Consider the following 16,446-nt stretch of genomic DNA (forward strand, 5'->3'; position numbering starts at 1 on the left):
TTTATTGAGTGACATTAAAGCCATATTATAGAGAAATTAGCGGCAAATAGCAGAATAAAAATGATTTCGGCAGAAATTTATTCAATCCTACCTTGCCAACGGTAGGGATAAAATGAAATAATGACTCGTTTTTCTTATGTTTAAAACATGATCGAAAAGAACGAATTTGCCGCCATGCGGCAATCATTGCCGAACCGAATGCAACAACCAGTGTAAGACATTTTATTAGGATTCGGCGTAATAACGGATAATTTTCGTCCGCTTGCAGAATTTAAAACACAGAATTTTGTTTTTATTGGTTGCTTAATAGCCAGTAATATCATCAATGCACCCCAGGCATAGACAGTCGTGAGATTGACTGTAGCTGATAGAAACGAGGTCGATGATAAAGCCCAGCACGCAAATTATCGCTGTAATAATAAGCAAAATAATTGAGTATTTCTAACAATGAAAAGAATGTTAATCAATGCAACTCAAAAAGAAGAGTTGCGCGTCGCGCTGGTTGATGGACAGCGTTTGTTCGATCTAGATATTGAAAGCCCGGGGCACGAACAGAAAAAAGCCAACATTTACAAAGGGAAAATCATCCGTGTCGAACCAAGCCTAGAAGCCGCGTTTGTGGATTACGGCACTGATCGCCACGGTTTCCTTCCTCTCAAAGAAATCGCCCGCGAATACTTCCCCGAAGGTTACACTTTCCAAGGCCGTCCGAACATTCGTGATGTGTTGCAGGAAGGGCAAGAAGTGATTGTGCAAGTCAGCAAGGAAGAACGTGGTAATAAAGGCGCAGCCTTAACCACTTTCATCTCTCTGGCTGGCAGCTATTTGGTGATCATGCCGAACAACCCGCGTGCCGGCGGCATTTCACGCCGAATCGAAGGCGATGAGCGTCAAGAGCTGAAAGATGCTTTGAGTTCGCTTGATGTGCCGGACGGTGTCGGTTTAATCGTGCGCACCGCCGGGGTCGGCAAATCGCCGGAAGAGTTGCAGTGGGATTTAAAAGTCTTATTGCACCATTGGGAAGCGATTAAACAGGCCGCTGAATCGCGTGCCGCACCGTTTTTGATTCATCAGGAAAGTGATGTGATCGTGCGCGCGATCCGTGATTATTTGCGCCGTGATATTGGCGAGATCCTGATTGACAATGCCAAAGTGTATGAAAAAGCCAAAGCGCACATAAAATTAGTGCGTCCGGACTTTATCAACCGTATCAAGCTGTATCAAGGCGAAGTTCCGTTGTTCAGCCATTATCAAATCGAATCGCAAATCGAATCTGCGTTCCAACGTGAAGTACGGTTGCCGTCCGGCGGCTCGATTGTAATCGATGTGACTGAAGCATTGACTGCAATCGACATCAACTCGGCGCGAGCAACTCGTGGCGGCGACATTGAAGAAACCGCACTTAACACCAATTTAGAAGCCGCCGATGAGATCGCACGCCAATTGCGCCTGCGTGATTTGGGCGGGTTGATCGTGATCGACTTTATCGACATGACCCCAATCCGTCATCAGCGTGAAGTGGAAAACCGGATGCGTGATGCGGTGCGCCAAGATCGTGCGCGTATTCAAATCAGCCGTATTTCCCGTTTCGGCTTGTTAGAGATGTCACGCCAGCGTCTCAGCCCGTCTTTGGGCGAATCATCGCACCACATTTGCCCGCGCTGCGAAGGCACCGGCAAAGTGCGTGATAACGAATCGCTGTCATTGTCGATTCTACGTTTGTTGGAAGAGGAAGCACTGAAAGAGAATACTTCACGGGTGCACACCATTGTGCCGGTGGAAATTGCCTCTTACTTGCTGAATGAAAAACGTAAAGCGATCTACAGCATTGAAAAACGCCACGATGTGGAAATTGTGGTAGTGCCGAACGAGCAAATGGAAACACCGCACTTTTCAGTGTTCCGTTTGCGTGACGGCGAAGCCAGCAACACCTTGAGCTACAATTTGGGCAAATTCTATGCGCAAGAGCAAGACAATCAAGTGCATAACAACGAAGAGAACCTATTGACCCGCTCACAACCGGATACCGCCGTAGTGACCGTTGAATGGGTATTGGAAAAAGCGGCGGCAGGCGAATTGAATATGCCGACGGCTGCACCAGCCCCAAGTGTTGCACCGCAAGCGGAAAGCGTGGCGAAGGTTGCTCAAGTATCATTGTTCGGACGTTTAATCGCCAAATTGAAAGGCTTGTTCAGTTTTGACAGCGAACCGCAAGAAGAAACGCAACAGCCGCAAGAGCGCAATAATCAGCGTCGTCGTAATGATCGCAACGGTGATCGTCGCAACAACCAAAACCGTAATCGCCGTCGTAATGATCGCAGCACGGATCGTAATGAACGCAATGCCAAAGCAGACAGCAACGCCAAAACCGACAACAGAAAAACTGCGGTTGACAGCGCGAAAGCGGATGTCAACGAGAGCAGTGAAAACAGAAACAGCCGTAACGATCGCAACAACAATAAACGTAATCGTAAACGCAATGACGCGGTGGTTGCAGATGTGGCGGAAAGCACAGAGAATCTGGCGCCGATGGCTGCCGACAATCAAGATGCGCAGCCGGTTGCAGTGCGTCGCGAACGTCGTAACCTACGCAAAAAAGTGCGTTTGACACAAGATGAAGCTCAAGCGGAAAACTTGAATGAAAGTGAATCTGCGGATCTGGGCGTTACTGAGCACCAAGGGCCAGCGAAAGTGAACGACGCGATTCCGGCAGTTGAAGCGGTTAATAGTGATGAAACAGCGAATTTGGCAAGCCAAAGCGGTGATGAAGCCGCGGAAAAAGACGACAACCGTCGTTCTTCGCGCCGCCGCCGTCTGCCACGCCATTTGCGTACCGGCCGCCAATGTCGCCGCCGTCAAAACCAAGAGGAAGTGAGCGCGCCAATGCCGTTATTTGCTGCGGTCGCATCGCCGGAATTGGCGGGCGGAAAAGTTTGGGTGGCAGCGGAATATTTTGCTAAAGCCGTCGAAACTGACGAATCAAACGCGCCGTTCGTGCCGGTTGAGCAACTGTTGCAGCAAGAGCAACAAAATCAGCAAAGCGACAGCCAAACCGAGCAAAGTGCGGTTGACAGTTTGAACACACCGGCAGTAGCGCTGGTGGTTGACGGTGAAAAAAGCGCACAGCCGCTAGGTTTCATCACTCAACAGGCGAATGATTCGGTTGAGAAGAAAATTCAAGCGTCGCTGGCGGAAGCGGAGCGTGAGCAACAGCAGCCGGTTGAAGCGACAGTGGCAAGCATTGCGCCGACGGCTGCCGTAGAGTTTGAAACGCCGGTTGAAGAGCCGCAGCAAAGCTTAAAAACCGAAGAAGTGAATATCGCCAATGTGGTTGAAACTAGTGCGGTGGTTGTGGAAACTGCTCAACCTGAACCGCACTTTGGTACTTATTCCAAAGCGACACACACCCAAGCGGCGATGACGCAAGCCCCTTCGGCAGAAGGACAAGCGGCGTTTGCTATCGTGCAGTGGCAGGAATCGCGTTACCACTTCCACGGCAAAGGCGCGGCGGGACATAGCAGCGCCAGCAGCCATGTGTTCGCCGAACCGACACAAGCGAAGAACGGCGAATAATTTCGCTTAACATGATACAAACCTCTATCAGCTTCGGCGGATAGAGGTTTTTTATTATCCGCTTGTGCGATCTTTTGCATTCCGCCATAAAATCAGCACTCAAAAACCGTAAGAATTTGCTATACTGTTTCGCCTAAATGTAGGCAATCTTGTAGGGCGATCACGCGTAGCAAGTTCACGCAATTTAGCTTACCAATACGACATAACCAACGCAGAATAAAAGGGAATCCCAGTGGCAAACGGCAAGGCGGCATTTTCTGAAAAAGATAAAACCAGAGAAAAAAATCTAGGACAGGGCATGATGGCGCCTCACTCGATTGAAGCGGAACAAGCGGTGTTGGGCGGCGTGCTGCTCAGCAACGAGCATTGGGATCCGGTCACCGAACACGTGATCGCCGATGACTTTTACACCTATGCTCATCGCTTAATTTTCAGTGAAATGATCGAGCTGGCGCGCAATAACCAACCGATTGACATCATCACCCTCGATCAAGCACTAAAAAGCAAAGGCATTCTTGAGGATGTCGGTGGCTTTGCCTACCTTGCCGAACTGTCAAAAAATACCCCAAGTGCGGCGAATATTTTAGCCTATGCCGACATTGTGCGTGAAAAAGCGGTGCTGCGTGAACTGATCTCCACCGCGAATAAAATTGCCGAAAGCGGCTACAATCCGAACGGACAGCAGATTAAAGAGATTTTGGACGAAGCGGAACGAAGCGTGTTTGAAATCGCCGAGAAACGCACCGGCAGCAACGAAGGGCCGAAAGATGTGATTTCAATTTTGGAAACGACATTGGATAAGATCGAGCTGTTGTCGAAATCGAAAAATAATAACGGCGTAACTGGGGTCACCACCGGTTTTTCGGCGCTGGATCGCAAAACTGCGGGCTTGCAGCCTTCGGATTTGATCATCGTCGCCGCCCGTCCGTCGATGGGGAAAACCACTTTCGCCATGAACCTGTGCGAGAACGCGATGATGAGCGAAGACAAGCCGGTGCTGGTGTTCAGCCTTGAGATGCCTGCCGATCAGATTATGATGCGTATTCTTGCCTCGATGTCGCGGGTTGACCAAACCAAAATCCGTACCGGCAAAATTGATGACGATAACGAATGGGCGCGGATTAACAGCACGGTGCAAATGTTCAACCAAAAACCGAATCTGTTTATTGACGATTCGTCCGGGTTAACGCCGACCGAGCTGCGCGCGCGCGCGCGCCGAATTTATCGCGATCACGGCGGGCTGAGCATGATCATGGTCGACTACCTGCAATTGATGCGTGCGCCGGGATACAGCGACAACCGCACGTTGGAAATCGCCGAAATTTCGCGTTCACTGAAAGCGCTGGCGAAAGAGTTGGAAGTGCCGGTGGTGGCGCTGTCGCAGCTGAACCGGAGCTTGGAGCAGCGTGCAGATAAACGCCCGGTGAACTCGGATTTGCGCGAATCGGGATCTATAGAGCAAGACGCCGACTTGATTATGTTTATCTATCGTGATGAGGTGTATCACGAAAACAGCGAATTGAAAAATATTGCAGAAATTATTATCGGTAAACAACGGAACGGACCGATCGGCAAAGTGTGGTTGATGTTCCAAGGGCGCTTCTCACGCTTTGATAATTACACCGGGCCGGAATATAACGAAGAAGATTAAGATGACAAAAAAACAAATCAAAACGGCGACCGCAACCATTTCAACCGCAGCGTTGCGCCATAATTTACAGCGCGTGAAACAGATTGCGCCGAACAGCCGAATTTTAGCGATTGTGAAAGCCAACGCCTACGGGCATGGCTTGGCGCCGGTGGCAAGTGCGGTCGTCGAGCAGACGGACGGCTACGGCGTGGCGCGTTTAAGCGAAGCGCTCACATTGCGGGCGCAGGGCATCGACAAACCGATTTTATTGCTGGAAGGCTTTTTTAACGCCGACGATTTGCCGCTATTGGCGGAACATCAGCTACAAACCGTGATTCACAGCGAATACCAGCTGCAAGCGCTCGAAGCCGCGGCACAAAGTGCGGTTTTGTCCGATCTAGTATTAGATAAAAAAATAAAAGTTTGGATCAAAATCGACAGTGGAATGCACCGCTTGGGTGTACCGTTAGCAGAAGTCGAAACTGTCTATCAGCGTTTGCAGGCGTGCGCGATCGTGCAGCAACCGATTCACTTTGTCAGCCATTTCAGCCGAGCCGAAGAACTAAGCTGCGGCTATTCGGAAAAACAGTTGATGCAATTTGAACAAGCTACTGCCGGAAAAGAGGGTGAACGCAGCCTAGCCGCATCGAACGGCATTCTGTACTGGCGTGACTCGCATTTTGATTGGGTGCGTCCGGGAATTATTTTATACGGCATTTCGCCGACCAATGAACATTTGGCAAGCGAATACGGTTTGCAACCGGCAATGTGTTTGAGTTCAAGCCTGATCGCGGTGCGTAAGCACCAAGCCGGAGAGCCGGTCGGCTACGGCGGCAGTTGGGTTAGCGAAAAAGATACCCAAATCGGGGTAATTGCGTTAGGCTATGGCGACGGTTACCCGCGCGACGTGCCGCCGAATACGCCGGTGCTGATCAACGGCAAACGCGTGCCGATTGTCGGCAAAGTCTCGATGGACATGATCACCGTCGATCTGGGGGCTGACAACGCGGCACAGGTGGGCGACGAAGTGATTTTTTGGGGCGGCGATGCCGACGGCAATCTGCTGCCGATTGAGGAAGTAGCACAACATATCGGGGTGATCAGCTATGAGCTGGTCACCAAATTAACACCGAGAGTTATTACTGAATATCAATAACGAATACAATTTAACTAACAGAGGTATTGAGATGCAAAATATTAACCCGACCACAACCAAAGCGTGGCAAGCGCTGGAAGCCCACAAACAACAACAGCAAGCGGTCACCATTGCGCAATTGTTCGCACAGGATAATGCCCGTTTTGAACGTTATTCGCTGGAATTTAATAACGAGATTCTGGTCGATTTTTCTAAAAATCCGATCAACCAAGACACTCTGAACCTGCTGCGCCAACTGGCAAACGAATGCGCACTCCCGCAAGCGATTGAAGCGATGTTCGGCGGCGAAAAAATTAACCGTACCGAAAACCGAGCGGTGCTGCATACCGCACTTCGCAACCGCAGCAATCAAGCGGTGCTGGTTGACGGCAACGACGTGATGCCGGAAGTCAACGCGGTGTTGGCAAAAATGAAAGATTTCTGTCAGCGTGTGATCGGCGGCGAATGGAAAGGTTATACCGGCAAAGCGATCACCGATGTGATCAATATCGGCATCGGCGGTTCGGATTTAGGACCATACATGGTGACCGAAGCGCTGCGTCCGTATAAAAATCATCTGAATATGCACTTTGTATCTAACGTGGACGGAACGCACATTGCCGAAACCCTGAAAAAAGTTGATCCGGAAACCACGCTAGTGCTGGTTGCCTCCAAAACTTTTACCACCCAAGAAACCATGACCAACGCCTTATCGGCGCGCGATTGGTTCTTGCAAACCGCCCAAGATGAAAAACACGTTGCTAAACATTTTGCCGCGCTGTCAACCAACGGCAAAGCGGTGGCGGAATTTGGCATCGATACCGACAATATGTTTGAATTTTGGGATTGGGTCGGCGGACGTTATTCGCTGTGGTCGGCGATTGGTTTGTCGATTGCATTGTCGATCGGCTTTGACAATTTCGAACAATTATTAAGCGGCGCGCACGCAATGGATAACCATTTCCGCACTGCGCCAATTGAGCAAAATATTCCAACCACGCTGGCATTAATCGGCATTTGGAACAGTAATTTCTTAGGTGCGGAATCGGAAGCGATTTTGCCTTATGATCAATATCTACACCGTTTTGCCGCTTATTTCCAACAAGGTAACATGGAATCAAACGGCAAATTCGTGGCGCGCGACGGCAGCAAAGTCAGCTACCAAACCGGCCCGATTATCTGGGGCGAACCGGGCACTAACGGACAACACGCATTCTATCAATTGATCCATCAAGGCACCGAACGTATTCCATGCGATTTCATCGCTCCGGCGCAAACGCACAATCCGCTGGCGGATCACCATGCCAAATTGTTGTCGAACTTCTTTGCACAAACTGAAGCCTTGGCATTCGGCAAAAGCCAGCAAGTGGTCGAACAGGAGTTTTTGGATGCAGGAAAATCATTAGATGAAGTGGCGTACATCGTGCCTTACAAAGTGTTCGAAGGCAACCGCCCGACCAACTCGATTCTACTGCAAAAAATCACTCCGTTCAGCTTAGGCGCATTGATTGCAATGTACGAACATAAAATCTTTGTGCAAGGCGTGATCTTCAATATTTTCAGCTTCGATCAATGGGGCGTGGAACTGGGCAAACAGTTGGCAAACCGTATTTTGCCGGAACTGGAAAGCAGTGAGCAAATCAGCTCACACGATAGCTCCACCAACGGTTTAATCAATCGTTTCAAAGCATGGCGTTAAAACCGCACTTTGAGTAAATTCGTTTCAAACGGCTGCTTCGGCAGCCGTTTTTTGTAGCTAGATTTGGCTTAGCTATAACAAAAAGACCGCAAGTGCGGTCTTTTCGTGGAATCGCAAAGGCTTAATCAAACATCGCCGAAATGGATTCTTCGTTGTTGATGCGGCGGATGGCTTCGGCGAGCATACCGGACAGGGTCAGCACCCGCACTTTGTTTAACGCTTCGATTTCCGGCGCCAGTGGAATGGTGTCTGTCACCACGATTTCATCAATTGCACCGTCGGCAATATTTTGTGCGGCGTTGCCGGAGAAAATCGGGTGGGTGGCGTAAGCGAATACGCGGCGTGCGCCACGCTCTTTCAAGGCGTCTGCGGCTTTGCACAATGTGCCGCCGGTGTCGATCATGTCATCGACCAGAATACAGTCGCGATCCGCAACTTCACCGATAATGTGCATTACTTGCGACACGTTAGCGCGCGGACGGCGTTTGTCGATAATCGCCATGTCGGTGTCGTTCAGCAATTTGGCAACCGCGCGAGCGCGCACCACGCCGCCGATGTCCGGTGAAACCACGATCGGATTGACTAGATCGGATTTTTTGATGATGTCGTTGATCAACACCGGTGAACCGAATACGTTATCAACCGGCACATCGAAAAAGCCTTGGATTTGTTCGGCGTGCAGATCGCAAGTTAACACGCGGTCGATCCCGACACTAGACAGGAAGTCGGCAACCACTTTGGCGGTGATTGGTACACGCGCGGAGCGCACGCGGCGATCTTGACGGGCATAGCCGAAGTATGGAATTACCGCGGTGATCCGCCCGGCAGACGCTCGACGCAGCGCATCGACCATCACAATCAATTCCATCAGGTTATCATTGGTCGGCGCACAAGTGGATTGGATTATGAAAACATCGCTGCCGCGCACATTTTCATTGATCTGCACATTGATTTCGCCGTCGCTGAAACGACTAACGGTGGCTTTACCAAGTGATGTGTAGAGACGTTCGGAAATTTTTTTGGCCAGCGCCGGTGTGGCGTTGCCGGCAAAAAGCTTCATGTCAGGCATTTTTTAACCCCAAGTTGGATATTGATAAATTGTGATTGCTCGGCAATCTGTGAAATTCTATCTCGTCAGTATTCTCATCGCAGTTGTCGCGGTTCACGTTCGGCTTGCTTCGGCTAAAAAACGCTGTAATGGCGAGCGGTTCATGCCTTGGGCGACAAAGGCGGTTACATCATTCGGTAATTGTTTATATACGGTCTCAGCCGATTCGCGACGGTTAAATTCGGCGAAAACGCAGGCGCCGGTTCCGGTTAAACGGGCAGGTGCATATTGTAGCAACCAGTTGAGCCACTGTTCAACCTCTGGATAGTGATCCTTGACAACTTTTTCGCAATCATTGGCAAAATCTTCACTTAGTAACTGGGCTAAACTTTTTTTCGGCGTGTTGCGGGGCAATTTCGGATCTTGAAACACCACGGCGGTCGAGATCGAAACTGCGGGTTTTAGCACTAAATACCATTTTTCCGCCGGTTCACAATCAACCAGTTTTTCCCCGACACCTTCGGCAAACGCCGCCTGCCCGTGCACGAAAATCGGCACGTCGGCGCCTAAACTCAAGCCTAATCTGGCTAAGCTCTCGACATCCAGATTTAACTGCCAAAGGTGATTTAACGCCACAAGTGCGGTTGCGGCATTGGACGAACCGCCGCCGACCCCGCCGCCGATCGGCAAAATTTTATCTAAATGCAGATCCGCACCCAGCTTGCAGCCACTGTGTTCCTGCAGCAGTTTCGCGGCGCGATACACCAAATTCTGTTCACAAGGGAGATTTTCCAACACCGGCGTTACTCGAATTTGCCCGTCACGGCGCAAATTGACACTTAACCAATCGCCATAATCTAAAAATTGAAACAGCGTTTGCAGCTCGTGGTAGCCGTCGGCACGTCGTCCGTTGATATACAAAAACAGATTGAGTTTTGCCGGGCAAGGGTAGCGATTCGCCTCTCCATGCCGTGCAAGTGCGGTGCTAACCCTATAATCTGCCGCGGATTTTACCGGATTTAAAATTTCCATTCGTCAACACGGATTTTAAGCTGTTGCTGATCGCCTTGAATCAAGATGTCTTTAGGCAGAGGCGGTTGTTGTTGCAAATAATATTCGGAGTAGGTCGCCGACCAGCGTTGCCCGTTCAATAGATAATTTAATTCGGCTAATTGGTTGTTTTGATTAATGTTATAATCAGCAGTGCCTTGTGGCTGTCCTTTTAACCAATAACTGAATAACTGGATTGGAAATTCCATTCCGACGATTTCTTTCAGCAATTCCTGTGCGTCGCTTGCCGCGCGTGCATTGCCTTTGTTGTCGCTCACCACCAAGCCGTTCGGGGTCATCCGAAAGGTCAGGGTTGAGTTGCTTAATGCCGACGCAAGGTGCAGCTGATAGTTCTGATCATTGACGAATTGCCAGTCGAAACGGGTGGAAAACCGCTCTTCAGGGCTGATATAGCCTAGCTGTCCGTTGCTGCGGTAACTGGTGATTTGTTTCAATTGTTGCAGTTGTTGCTGCCATTGTGGTGAATTTTTATCGCCGTAAACGACCGGCGTTAGTGGCTCGCTGACACAGCCGCTTAAGATCAGTGCGGCAAGTGCGGTTAATGCCAGAGAGGTGAATCTGCGGCGGACGATGATACGGTTTTTCAAATCGGAATCCTTCTGCTAAAAAAAGATGTCGGCTGAAAACAACCGACATCGATTTGATTAATTGATATAAGAAAAGACTTTAACCACTTTGGAAACACCGCCGACATAGCGGGCGTCTTCTGCGGCGGCATTGGCTTGCGCTTCGGTTACGCTGCCCATCAAGAATACTTCGCCGTTTTCGGTGATCACTTTCACATCGGTCGATTTCACTTGGGAATTGACTAGCAATTTAGATTTGATCCGCGTGGTGATCCAAGTGTCTTGGCTGATTTGCCCGAAGCTGATTTTTTCGCCGACTCGGATTTCATTATAAATATCGGTCACACCTTCCACGCCGCTGGCAAGATTTTTGGCGGTTTCTTTCAGCGATTCGTTCGGTACTTGCCCGATTAACAACACACGTGAATTATATGAAACAACATTAATGCGTGCAGTTTCTTTAATCTCGGCATCTTTATTCAATGCGGACGAAACGCGAACTTCCAGCGTTTCATCGTCAATTTGGGTGCCGGCAGTGCGTGGATCGGTCGCCACTTTGGTGGCAACGGCGGCAGTGCCGACCACGGCAGTGGTGATACAAGCTTGTAAACCAACGGTTGCTCCCAGTAAGATCGCTAATTTAATAAAGCGTGAAGTAGTGCGGGTTAATTGCATTTTCATTCTCCGTAAAATCCATAACGTGAAATTTCGTCCATCTTAATGGGAAAAGAGCCGATATTCAATCAACTCGCATAAAATATTGATAACCAACAGGTGATTTTCGATAATCCGACTCTCTTTTTGCGCCGGAATGGAGATGTCTAAATCGTTCTCGCCCAGCGCGCCGCGAATGTGATCGTTTTGTCTGCCGGTGAGGGTGATAATCGGCAGATCTTTGCTGTTGGCGGAGTGGATCAAATTTAAAATCGACTCGTCACGCCCCTGCGGAGAAAGGATGATAAGAATATCGCCCGCTTGAGCGACGCACTCAAATTGACGCACGAAAATCTGCTCCGGGTTGCTATCTGCCAACACCGCAGCGCCGAGCGTGCCCTCCAAGCCGATTAAAACCGCCGGCAGGCTAGGGCGTTCAAGCTGATAGCGGTGCACCAAATTGGTGACTAAAAATTGTGCGGTGGCATTGGAACGCCCTTGCCCCCAGACAATAATTTTATGTCCGTTCAGCAGGCAGCTAACCAACATCTCCGCCGCTTGCACAATCAGATCGGGCAGGCTTTCGGTGGCGGAAATTTGGGTTTGAATGCTTTCGGTAAAAGCATTTTTGACTTTATCCAGCAAGTGCTGGTCTAACACAGAGGCTTGTTCGTTCATATATTCAGTAATTATTAAATTCAATAAAATGTTGAAACCATTCAGGTTCTATCGCACTTTGCGGGTCTTGATCAAAGGTGATCAGATCAAATCGGCAGTCGCAATTTTCCAGACTTTGTTGGCGTTGATTCAGCCAAGCTTCCGCCGCCCGAATCCAACGTTGTTGCTTGCTGCCGGAAACGCTTTCTACAGCGCTGCCAAAATGGTTATTGCTGCGCTGCCGCACTTCGACAAATACGATGGTGTTGCCGTGCGACATCACTAAATCCAGCTCGCCACAGCGAAAAGTTTGATTGGCGGCAATAAATTTCAGCCCTTGCCGCTGCAAAAAGAGGCGCGCCTGAAATTCATACTGCGCGCCTTGTTTTCTTTTGTTAAACAGTTTTTCAATCACGGATTAATTCAATACGCGAACACGCCCGCCTTGGTATTCAAACCAAGTCATTTCACGATCGATATTACAACCGTTGTCCGCACTTAATTTACCGGTTAACCCGTTAATGGTGTAGCCCGGAATTTGGCGAAGTTCATTGAATTTATTGATTAACAACCAAGCGTCAGATCCCATTGCATACAGACGCATCATCGAATAATCGCCGCCGGTTGCACTTGCAATTTGGCTGTATTGGCTATTTTGGGTGTCGCTTAAGAATGGAATGTCGCTGAATTTCAATCCTTCCATGGTTAAGCGGTAATCTGGTCCGTTATTCGGCGAGTTACTGCGGGAAGACGCATACAGTTTCAAGCCGCGTCCGTAAGCGGAATTGTTGATGGTATTTTTAATGTCCAACAATTCGCCGCTGTTGGCAACGATATATAGCGCTTGGATATCTTCACGGGTGTAGCCGCTGGTTTGTACATTGGCGCCGGTGATCGCGGCAATGGTTTCGCTGCGTTGTTCGCTTTGAGAATTGCCCAAACCGTTTTGCAACGCGGCTAAAATATCATTCGGCGTGTTGTAGAACTGGGTGGTGGCGTCGGTTGCCGCCAGTTGCTGCCAGCGCAAATTAAATGCGGAGGCGGTGCGTTGTCCCAAATCGTTTTGCGGCACGATCACCAATGGATTGCGCACGCCGTCATTCCAGACTTTGTCGGCGGCGGAGCGAGCTTCTGCTTCCGGCGACAAACCGTAATAACAAACATTGGCAATCGGCTGAGCGTTAGCGGTTGAATTTAACGCCAATACTTGTAAACCGGAGGTGTCGCTTGTCAGCATGGAATCGACATTGTTTTTAATTAACGGACCGACCAGCGCTTGTGCGCCGCTGGCTTTTGCTTGAGCGATAATATCGGAAATCGGGGTTGTGGTGGTGTCATAAGTGGTCACCTGAACCGCACTTCCGCCACGCGCATCGTCAAAACCGCGTTTAATCGTGCTGCCGATGAGCTGTGCGTTACCGCTGGTTGGCAACAGTAGTGCGATGTTGTTCAATGCCACTTGTTGATAATTTAACGCATCTTGAATCTCGGTCGGCAATAAATATGCCGCGCTGTGGCTTGGGTAAGCAGTTCTCCAGCTTTGCACCGCATTGCGTAAATTTTCCGGTTGTGAAATGTTGCTGTTATAGGCATTGATTAACGATAACCAGCCGTTCAGTGCGATGTCGCCGCTTTCCGGCGCGATATTGCGCAGAGTAGTAGCATTACCGGAACGCAGTAATTTCCAAATATTATTGATATTTTGCTGTTTGCGTTCGGTGTCGGTGATCACTTGATCGGCAAATACTAACGATCTAACTGCTTCAGTCAGATTATTTTGATTGCTGGCAATTTTCGCTTGTGTAATGTAGTAACGGGCTTTTTGCGAATTGCTCAGTTGATTGAAAGCCACGCCTTGCAAAGCGGCAGTGGCATTGCTGTTAGCGCGCTTGTTGGCATAAATCTGCGCTTGCAACAAGTTTTTATCTAACGTTTGCTCTTTGTCTAACCCTTGCAACGAAGCCAACAGGACTTCAGCCTGACGCATTTTATTTTCGGTCAATAACACGCGGGCAGCCAAAAGCTGATAGTTGTCTTTCTCGGTTTTATTTTTAGCTTGTTCGGCACGGTTCAAATAAAACTCGGAACTGGCGTTAGCGTCGCGTTGTAAGATCGTGCCGGACGATCCGGAAAACAGATCGACGTTACAAGCGGATAAAAATAACACCATGAAAAACGGCATTAACAGGTGTTTGATATTGAAATATCGCAGAATATTGCTGTTAGAGAGATTAATATTAGGCATAGCAGCTCCAAATTCGTTAGAATAGCATTTAGGATCTTACTTATCTCAAGCACGAAAATCAATCAAAGACGTAATAAATTATGGATAATCAATCAGGAATTTTATATATCGTAGCCACGCCAATTGGAAATTTGCAGGATATCAGCCAGCGTGCCTTGGCTATTTTCAGCGAAGTTGACTTGATTGCGGCAGAAGATACCCGCCACAGCGGCTTGTTGCTCAGCCACTACGGCATCAAGAAGTCGCTGTTTGCGCTGCATGATCATAATGAACAACAAAAAGCTGAAGTGTTGTTGCAGCGTTTACAACAAGGGGAAAATATCGCACTGATTTCCGATGCCGGTACGCCGTTAATCAGCGATCCGGGCTTTCACTTGGTGCGCCATTGCCGTCAAGCGGGGATTAAAATTGTGCCGATCCCGGGGGCTTGTGCGGCGATAACCGCACTTTGCGCAGCAGGGATTGCTTCCGATCGTTTCTGCTTTGAAGGATTTTTACCGGCAAAAAGCAAAGCGCGACGCGATAAGTTTGAGGCATTAAAAGCCGAAACCCGCACCTTGATTTTTTATGAATCTCCCCATCGCATTCTTGACAGCCTGCAAGATATGCAAACCGTGTGGGGCGGCGAACGTTATGTAGTGCTGGCACGCGAACTGACCAAAACCTGGGAAACCATTCACGGCGATAAATTAGAAAACTTGCTAGATTGGCTACAACAAGATGATAACCGCACCAAAGGCGAAATGGTGCTGGTGGTCGAGGGGCAAAGTGCGGTCGAGCAACCGGTATTTTCCAACGAAGCAATCAGAGCGCTGAAACTGATCAGCCAAGAGCTACCACTGAAAAAAGCCGCTGCGATCGTCGCCGAGATCTACGGTTATAAAAAGAATGGGTTGTATCAGTTTGGGTTGGAAAATTTTTAAAAAGCTAAAGCAGAAATTAGAGGTTACTAACGGACTAAGTTATAGAAATAAGATTGTGTTTATTCAGGATCTCTTAATAAAAGGCATAGTAGACAAAAATGTGGCTGAAATCTCGCTTAATCCCTTATAGAATAAGGCGTTAAGTGAGATTTTTTAAAATGACCAAAAAATTGCTATTTCTGTGGTTCAGAACACATTAAAAAACACGGTAAAAATTCAGGCAAGCAACGCTATAAATGCTTGGATTGTTTACGGACATATTCTCACACAAATTACCTTCAATCCGCCCAAATCTGGCACGATTACACCGTCGGAAAACAGACGTATAAGCAGCTTGCGTTAACCTATGATTGTTCGGTCAGGACTATCCAAAGGCACCTGAAAAAAGCCCCTAAAACGCCACTCAGCACACCGCAAACCACAATGTTGAATCTTATTATGGATGTCACTTTTTTCGGGCGACAATTCGGCGTATTAGTCATAATGGATTCCCGCTCAAAAAAGGTGATTTACCACCAAATCGTTCGTACCGAAAAGGACATTTACTATACCAAAGCCATCAATCGATTGCGTAAAAAAGGATTTATTATTCAATCTATTACTTGCGATGGGCGACGGGGCTTATTGAAAGATATATTTAATACGCCAACCCAAATGTGCCAATTTCACCTTGTTGCAATGGTGATTCGCAAGCTGACGAGAAACCCTAAATCCGTTGCCGGAAAGGAACTGAAAACAATGGTTAAAACACTCAAGCAGAGTCACAAAAATGACTTTTATGTCCGTTTGCATCACTGGTTTTTGCAGCATAAAGCTTACTTAGAAGAACGGTCTGATATACCCGATAATCAGGGTAAATTTCCTTATAAACATCGCAAATTGAGAGGGGCTTATGCCAGTATTAAACGCTATATGGATTACTTGTTTGTCTTTGAAAAATACCCGGAGTTACGGATAGAAAAAACGACAAATCGGCTGGAAGGGCTGTTTAAGGATTTAAAGCAGAAATTATCCGTTCATAATGGACTAAACCGAAGGAATAAGATTATGTTTATACAGGATTTTTTGAATAAAAAGAGCTAGAAAAACTAGCGCTTTAAGAGGAGTAGCCACAAAAATGTCTAATAGAAGCTTAGATCTCAAAATCAGCCACATTTTTGGCTACTATGCCTAATAAAAATAGGGTATTGCGCCTGAAAAATTACCAACCTTTTTGTCTACTATGCCTAAAAAAGGATAGGCAAA

The 16,446-nt window shown here is 48.3% G+C and carries 13 protein-coding genes; 6 read left to right on the top strand and 7 right to left on the bottom strand.

Features of this window, described 5'->3' with window-relative positions:
• Nucleotides 1-447 precede the first annotated feature (447 nt).
• The 4 genes from rne to pgi all read left to right on the top strand — a co-directional run bounded on the left by rne (nucleotide 448) and on the right by pgi (nucleotide 8,037).
• The gene (rne, locus tag ACUHGC_RS06585) at nucleotides 448-3,573 is read left to right on the top strand and encodes a ribonuclease E (RefSeq protein ID WP_446832564.1); all 3,126 of its coding nucleotides are present in this window, start codon (nucleotides 448-450) and stop codon (nucleotides 3,571-3,573) included.
• 298 nt (nucleotides 3,574-3,871) lie between these two features.
• Entirely contained in the window at nucleotides 3,872-5,224 is a 1,353-nt protein-coding gene (locus tag ACUHGC_RS06590; protein ID WP_446834858.1) for a replicative DNA helicase, read from the top strand.
• Nucleotide 5,225: 1 nt separating this feature from the next.
• Nucleotides 5,226-6,359 (top strand): alanine racemase, encoded by a 1,134-nt coding sequence (gene alr, locus ACUHGC_RS06595; protein WP_446832565.1) that lies wholly within the window; start codon nucleotides 5,226-5,228, stop codon nucleotides 6,357-6,359.
• Nucleotides 6,360-6,390: 31 nt separating this feature from the next.
• Nucleotides 6,391-8,037: a glucose-6-phosphate isomerase gene (gene pgi, locus ACUHGC_RS06600; protein WP_446832566.1), complete on the top strand. Its 1,647-nt coding sequence runs from the start codon at nucleotides 6,391-6,393 to the stop codon at nucleotides 8,035-8,037.
• A 121-nt stretch (nucleotides 8,038-8,158) separates the two neighbouring features.
• Here the strand turns inward: pgi and ACUHGC_RS06605 are convergent, their stop codons facing one another.
• The 7 genes from ACUHGC_RS06605 to ACUHGC_RS06635 all read right to left on the bottom strand — a co-directional run bounded on the left by ACUHGC_RS06605 (nucleotide 8,159) and on the right by ACUHGC_RS06635 (nucleotide 14,278).
• Nucleotides 8,159-9,106, bottom strand: coding sequence for a ribose-phosphate pyrophosphokinase (locus ACUHGC_RS06605; protein WP_446832567.1), 948 nt, complete (start codon nucleotides 9,104-9,106; stop codon nucleotides 8,159-8,161).
• A gap of 93 nt (nucleotides 9,107-9,199) precedes the next feature.
• Nucleotides 9,200-10,117, bottom strand: coding sequence for a 4-(cytidine 5'-diphospho)-2-C-methyl-D-erythritol kinase (gene ispE / locus ACUHGC_RS06610; RefSeq protein WP_446832568.1), 918 nt, complete (start codon nucleotides 10,115-10,117; stop codon nucleotides 9,200-9,202).
• Complete coding sequence (gene lolB, locus ACUHGC_RS06615; RefSeq protein ID WP_446832569.1) at nucleotides 10,105-10,743, bottom strand: lipoprotein insertase outer membrane protein LolB; 639 nt, start codon at nucleotides 10,741-10,743, stop codon at nucleotides 10,105-10,107. Before lolB ends, ispE begins: the two co-directional genes overlap by 13 nt.
• Nucleotides 10,744-10,800: 57 nt before the next feature.
• Nucleotides 10,801-11,397: a division/outer membrane stress-associated lipid-binding lipoprotein gene (dolP, locus tag ACUHGC_RS06620; RefSeq protein WP_446832570.1), complete on the bottom strand. Its 597-nt coding sequence runs from the start codon at nucleotides 11,395-11,397 to the stop codon at nucleotides 10,801-10,803.
• A 42-nt stretch (nucleotides 11,398-11,439) separates the two neighbouring features.
• Entirely contained in the window at nucleotides 11,440-12,021 is a 582-nt protein-coding gene (locus tag ACUHGC_RS06625) for a D-sedoheptulose-7-phosphate isomerase (protein ID WP_446834859.1), read from the bottom strand.
• 37 nt (nucleotides 12,022-12,058) lie between these two features.
• Nucleotides 12,059-12,445 (bottom strand): YraN family protein, encoded by a 387-nt coding sequence (locus tag ACUHGC_RS06630; RefSeq protein WP_446834860.1) that lies wholly within the window; start codon nucleotides 12,443-12,445, stop codon nucleotides 12,059-12,061.
• A gap of 6 nt (nucleotides 12,446-12,451) precedes the next feature.
• Entirely contained in the window at nucleotides 12,452-14,278 is a 1,827-nt protein-coding gene (locus ACUHGC_RS06635) for a penicillin-binding protein activator (RefSeq protein WP_446832571.1), read from the bottom strand.
• A gap of 80 nt (nucleotides 14,279-14,358) precedes the next feature.
• On the opposite strand from ACUHGC_RS06635, the gene rsmI reads away from it, so the two are divergent.
• Nucleotides 14,359-15,201, top strand: a complete 843-nt coding sequence (rsmI, locus tag ACUHGC_RS06640; RefSeq protein WP_446832572.1) for a 16S rRNA (cytidine(1402)-2'-O)-methyltransferase — start codon at nucleotides 14,359-14,361, stop codon at nucleotides 15,199-15,201.
• Between the two features lie 195 nt (nucleotides 15,202-15,396).
• Nucleotides 15,397-16,284: an IS256 family transposase, variant Zn-binding type gene (locus tag ACUHGC_RS06645; RefSeq protein WP_446834861.1), complete on the top strand. Its 888-nt coding sequence runs from the start codon at nucleotides 15,397-15,399 to the stop codon at nucleotides 16,282-16,284.
• Nucleotides 16,285-16,446: the final 162 nt, after the last annotated feature.

Source organism: Testudinibacter sp. P27/CKL/0425, assembly GCF_052931395.1.

What these genes read in the sequence shown, in the direction of transcription:
- rne (WP_446832564.1), top strand. Translation starts at nt 448, where the DNA reads ATGAAAAGAATGTTAATCAATGCAACTCAAAAAGAAGAGTTGCGCGTC.
- ACUHGC_RS06590 (WP_446834858.1), top strand. Translation starts at nt 3,872, where the DNA reads ATGATGGCGCCTCACTCGATTGAAGCGGAACAAGCGGTGTTGGGCGGC.
- alr (WP_446832565.1), top strand. Translation starts at nt 5,226, where the DNA reads ATGACAAAAAAACAAATCAAAACGGCGACCGCAACCATTTCAACCGCA.
- pgi (WP_446832566.1), top strand. Translation starts at nt 6,391, where the DNA reads ATGCAAAATATTAACCCGACCACAACCAAAGCGTGGCAAGCGCTGGAA.
- ACUHGC_RS06605 (WP_446832567.1), bottom strand. Translation starts at nt 9,106, where the DNA reads ATGCCTGACATGAAGCTTTTTGCCGGCAACGCCACACCGGCGCTGGCC.
- ispE (WP_446832568.1), bottom strand. Translation starts at nt 10,117, where the DNA reads ATGGAAATTTTAAATCCGGTAAAATCCGCGGCAGATTATAGGGTTAGC.
- dolP (WP_446832570.1), bottom strand. Translation starts at nt 11,397, where the DNA reads ATGCAATTAACCCGCACTACTTCACGCTTTATTAAATTAGCGATCTTA.
- ACUHGC_RS06635 (WP_446832571.1), bottom strand. Translation starts at nt 14,278, where the DNA reads ATGCCTAATATTAATCTCTCTAACAGCAATATTCTGCGATATTTCAAT.
- rsmI (WP_446832572.1), top strand. Translation starts at nt 14,359, where the DNA reads ATGGATAATCAATCAGGAATTTTATATATCGTAGCCACGCCAATTGGA.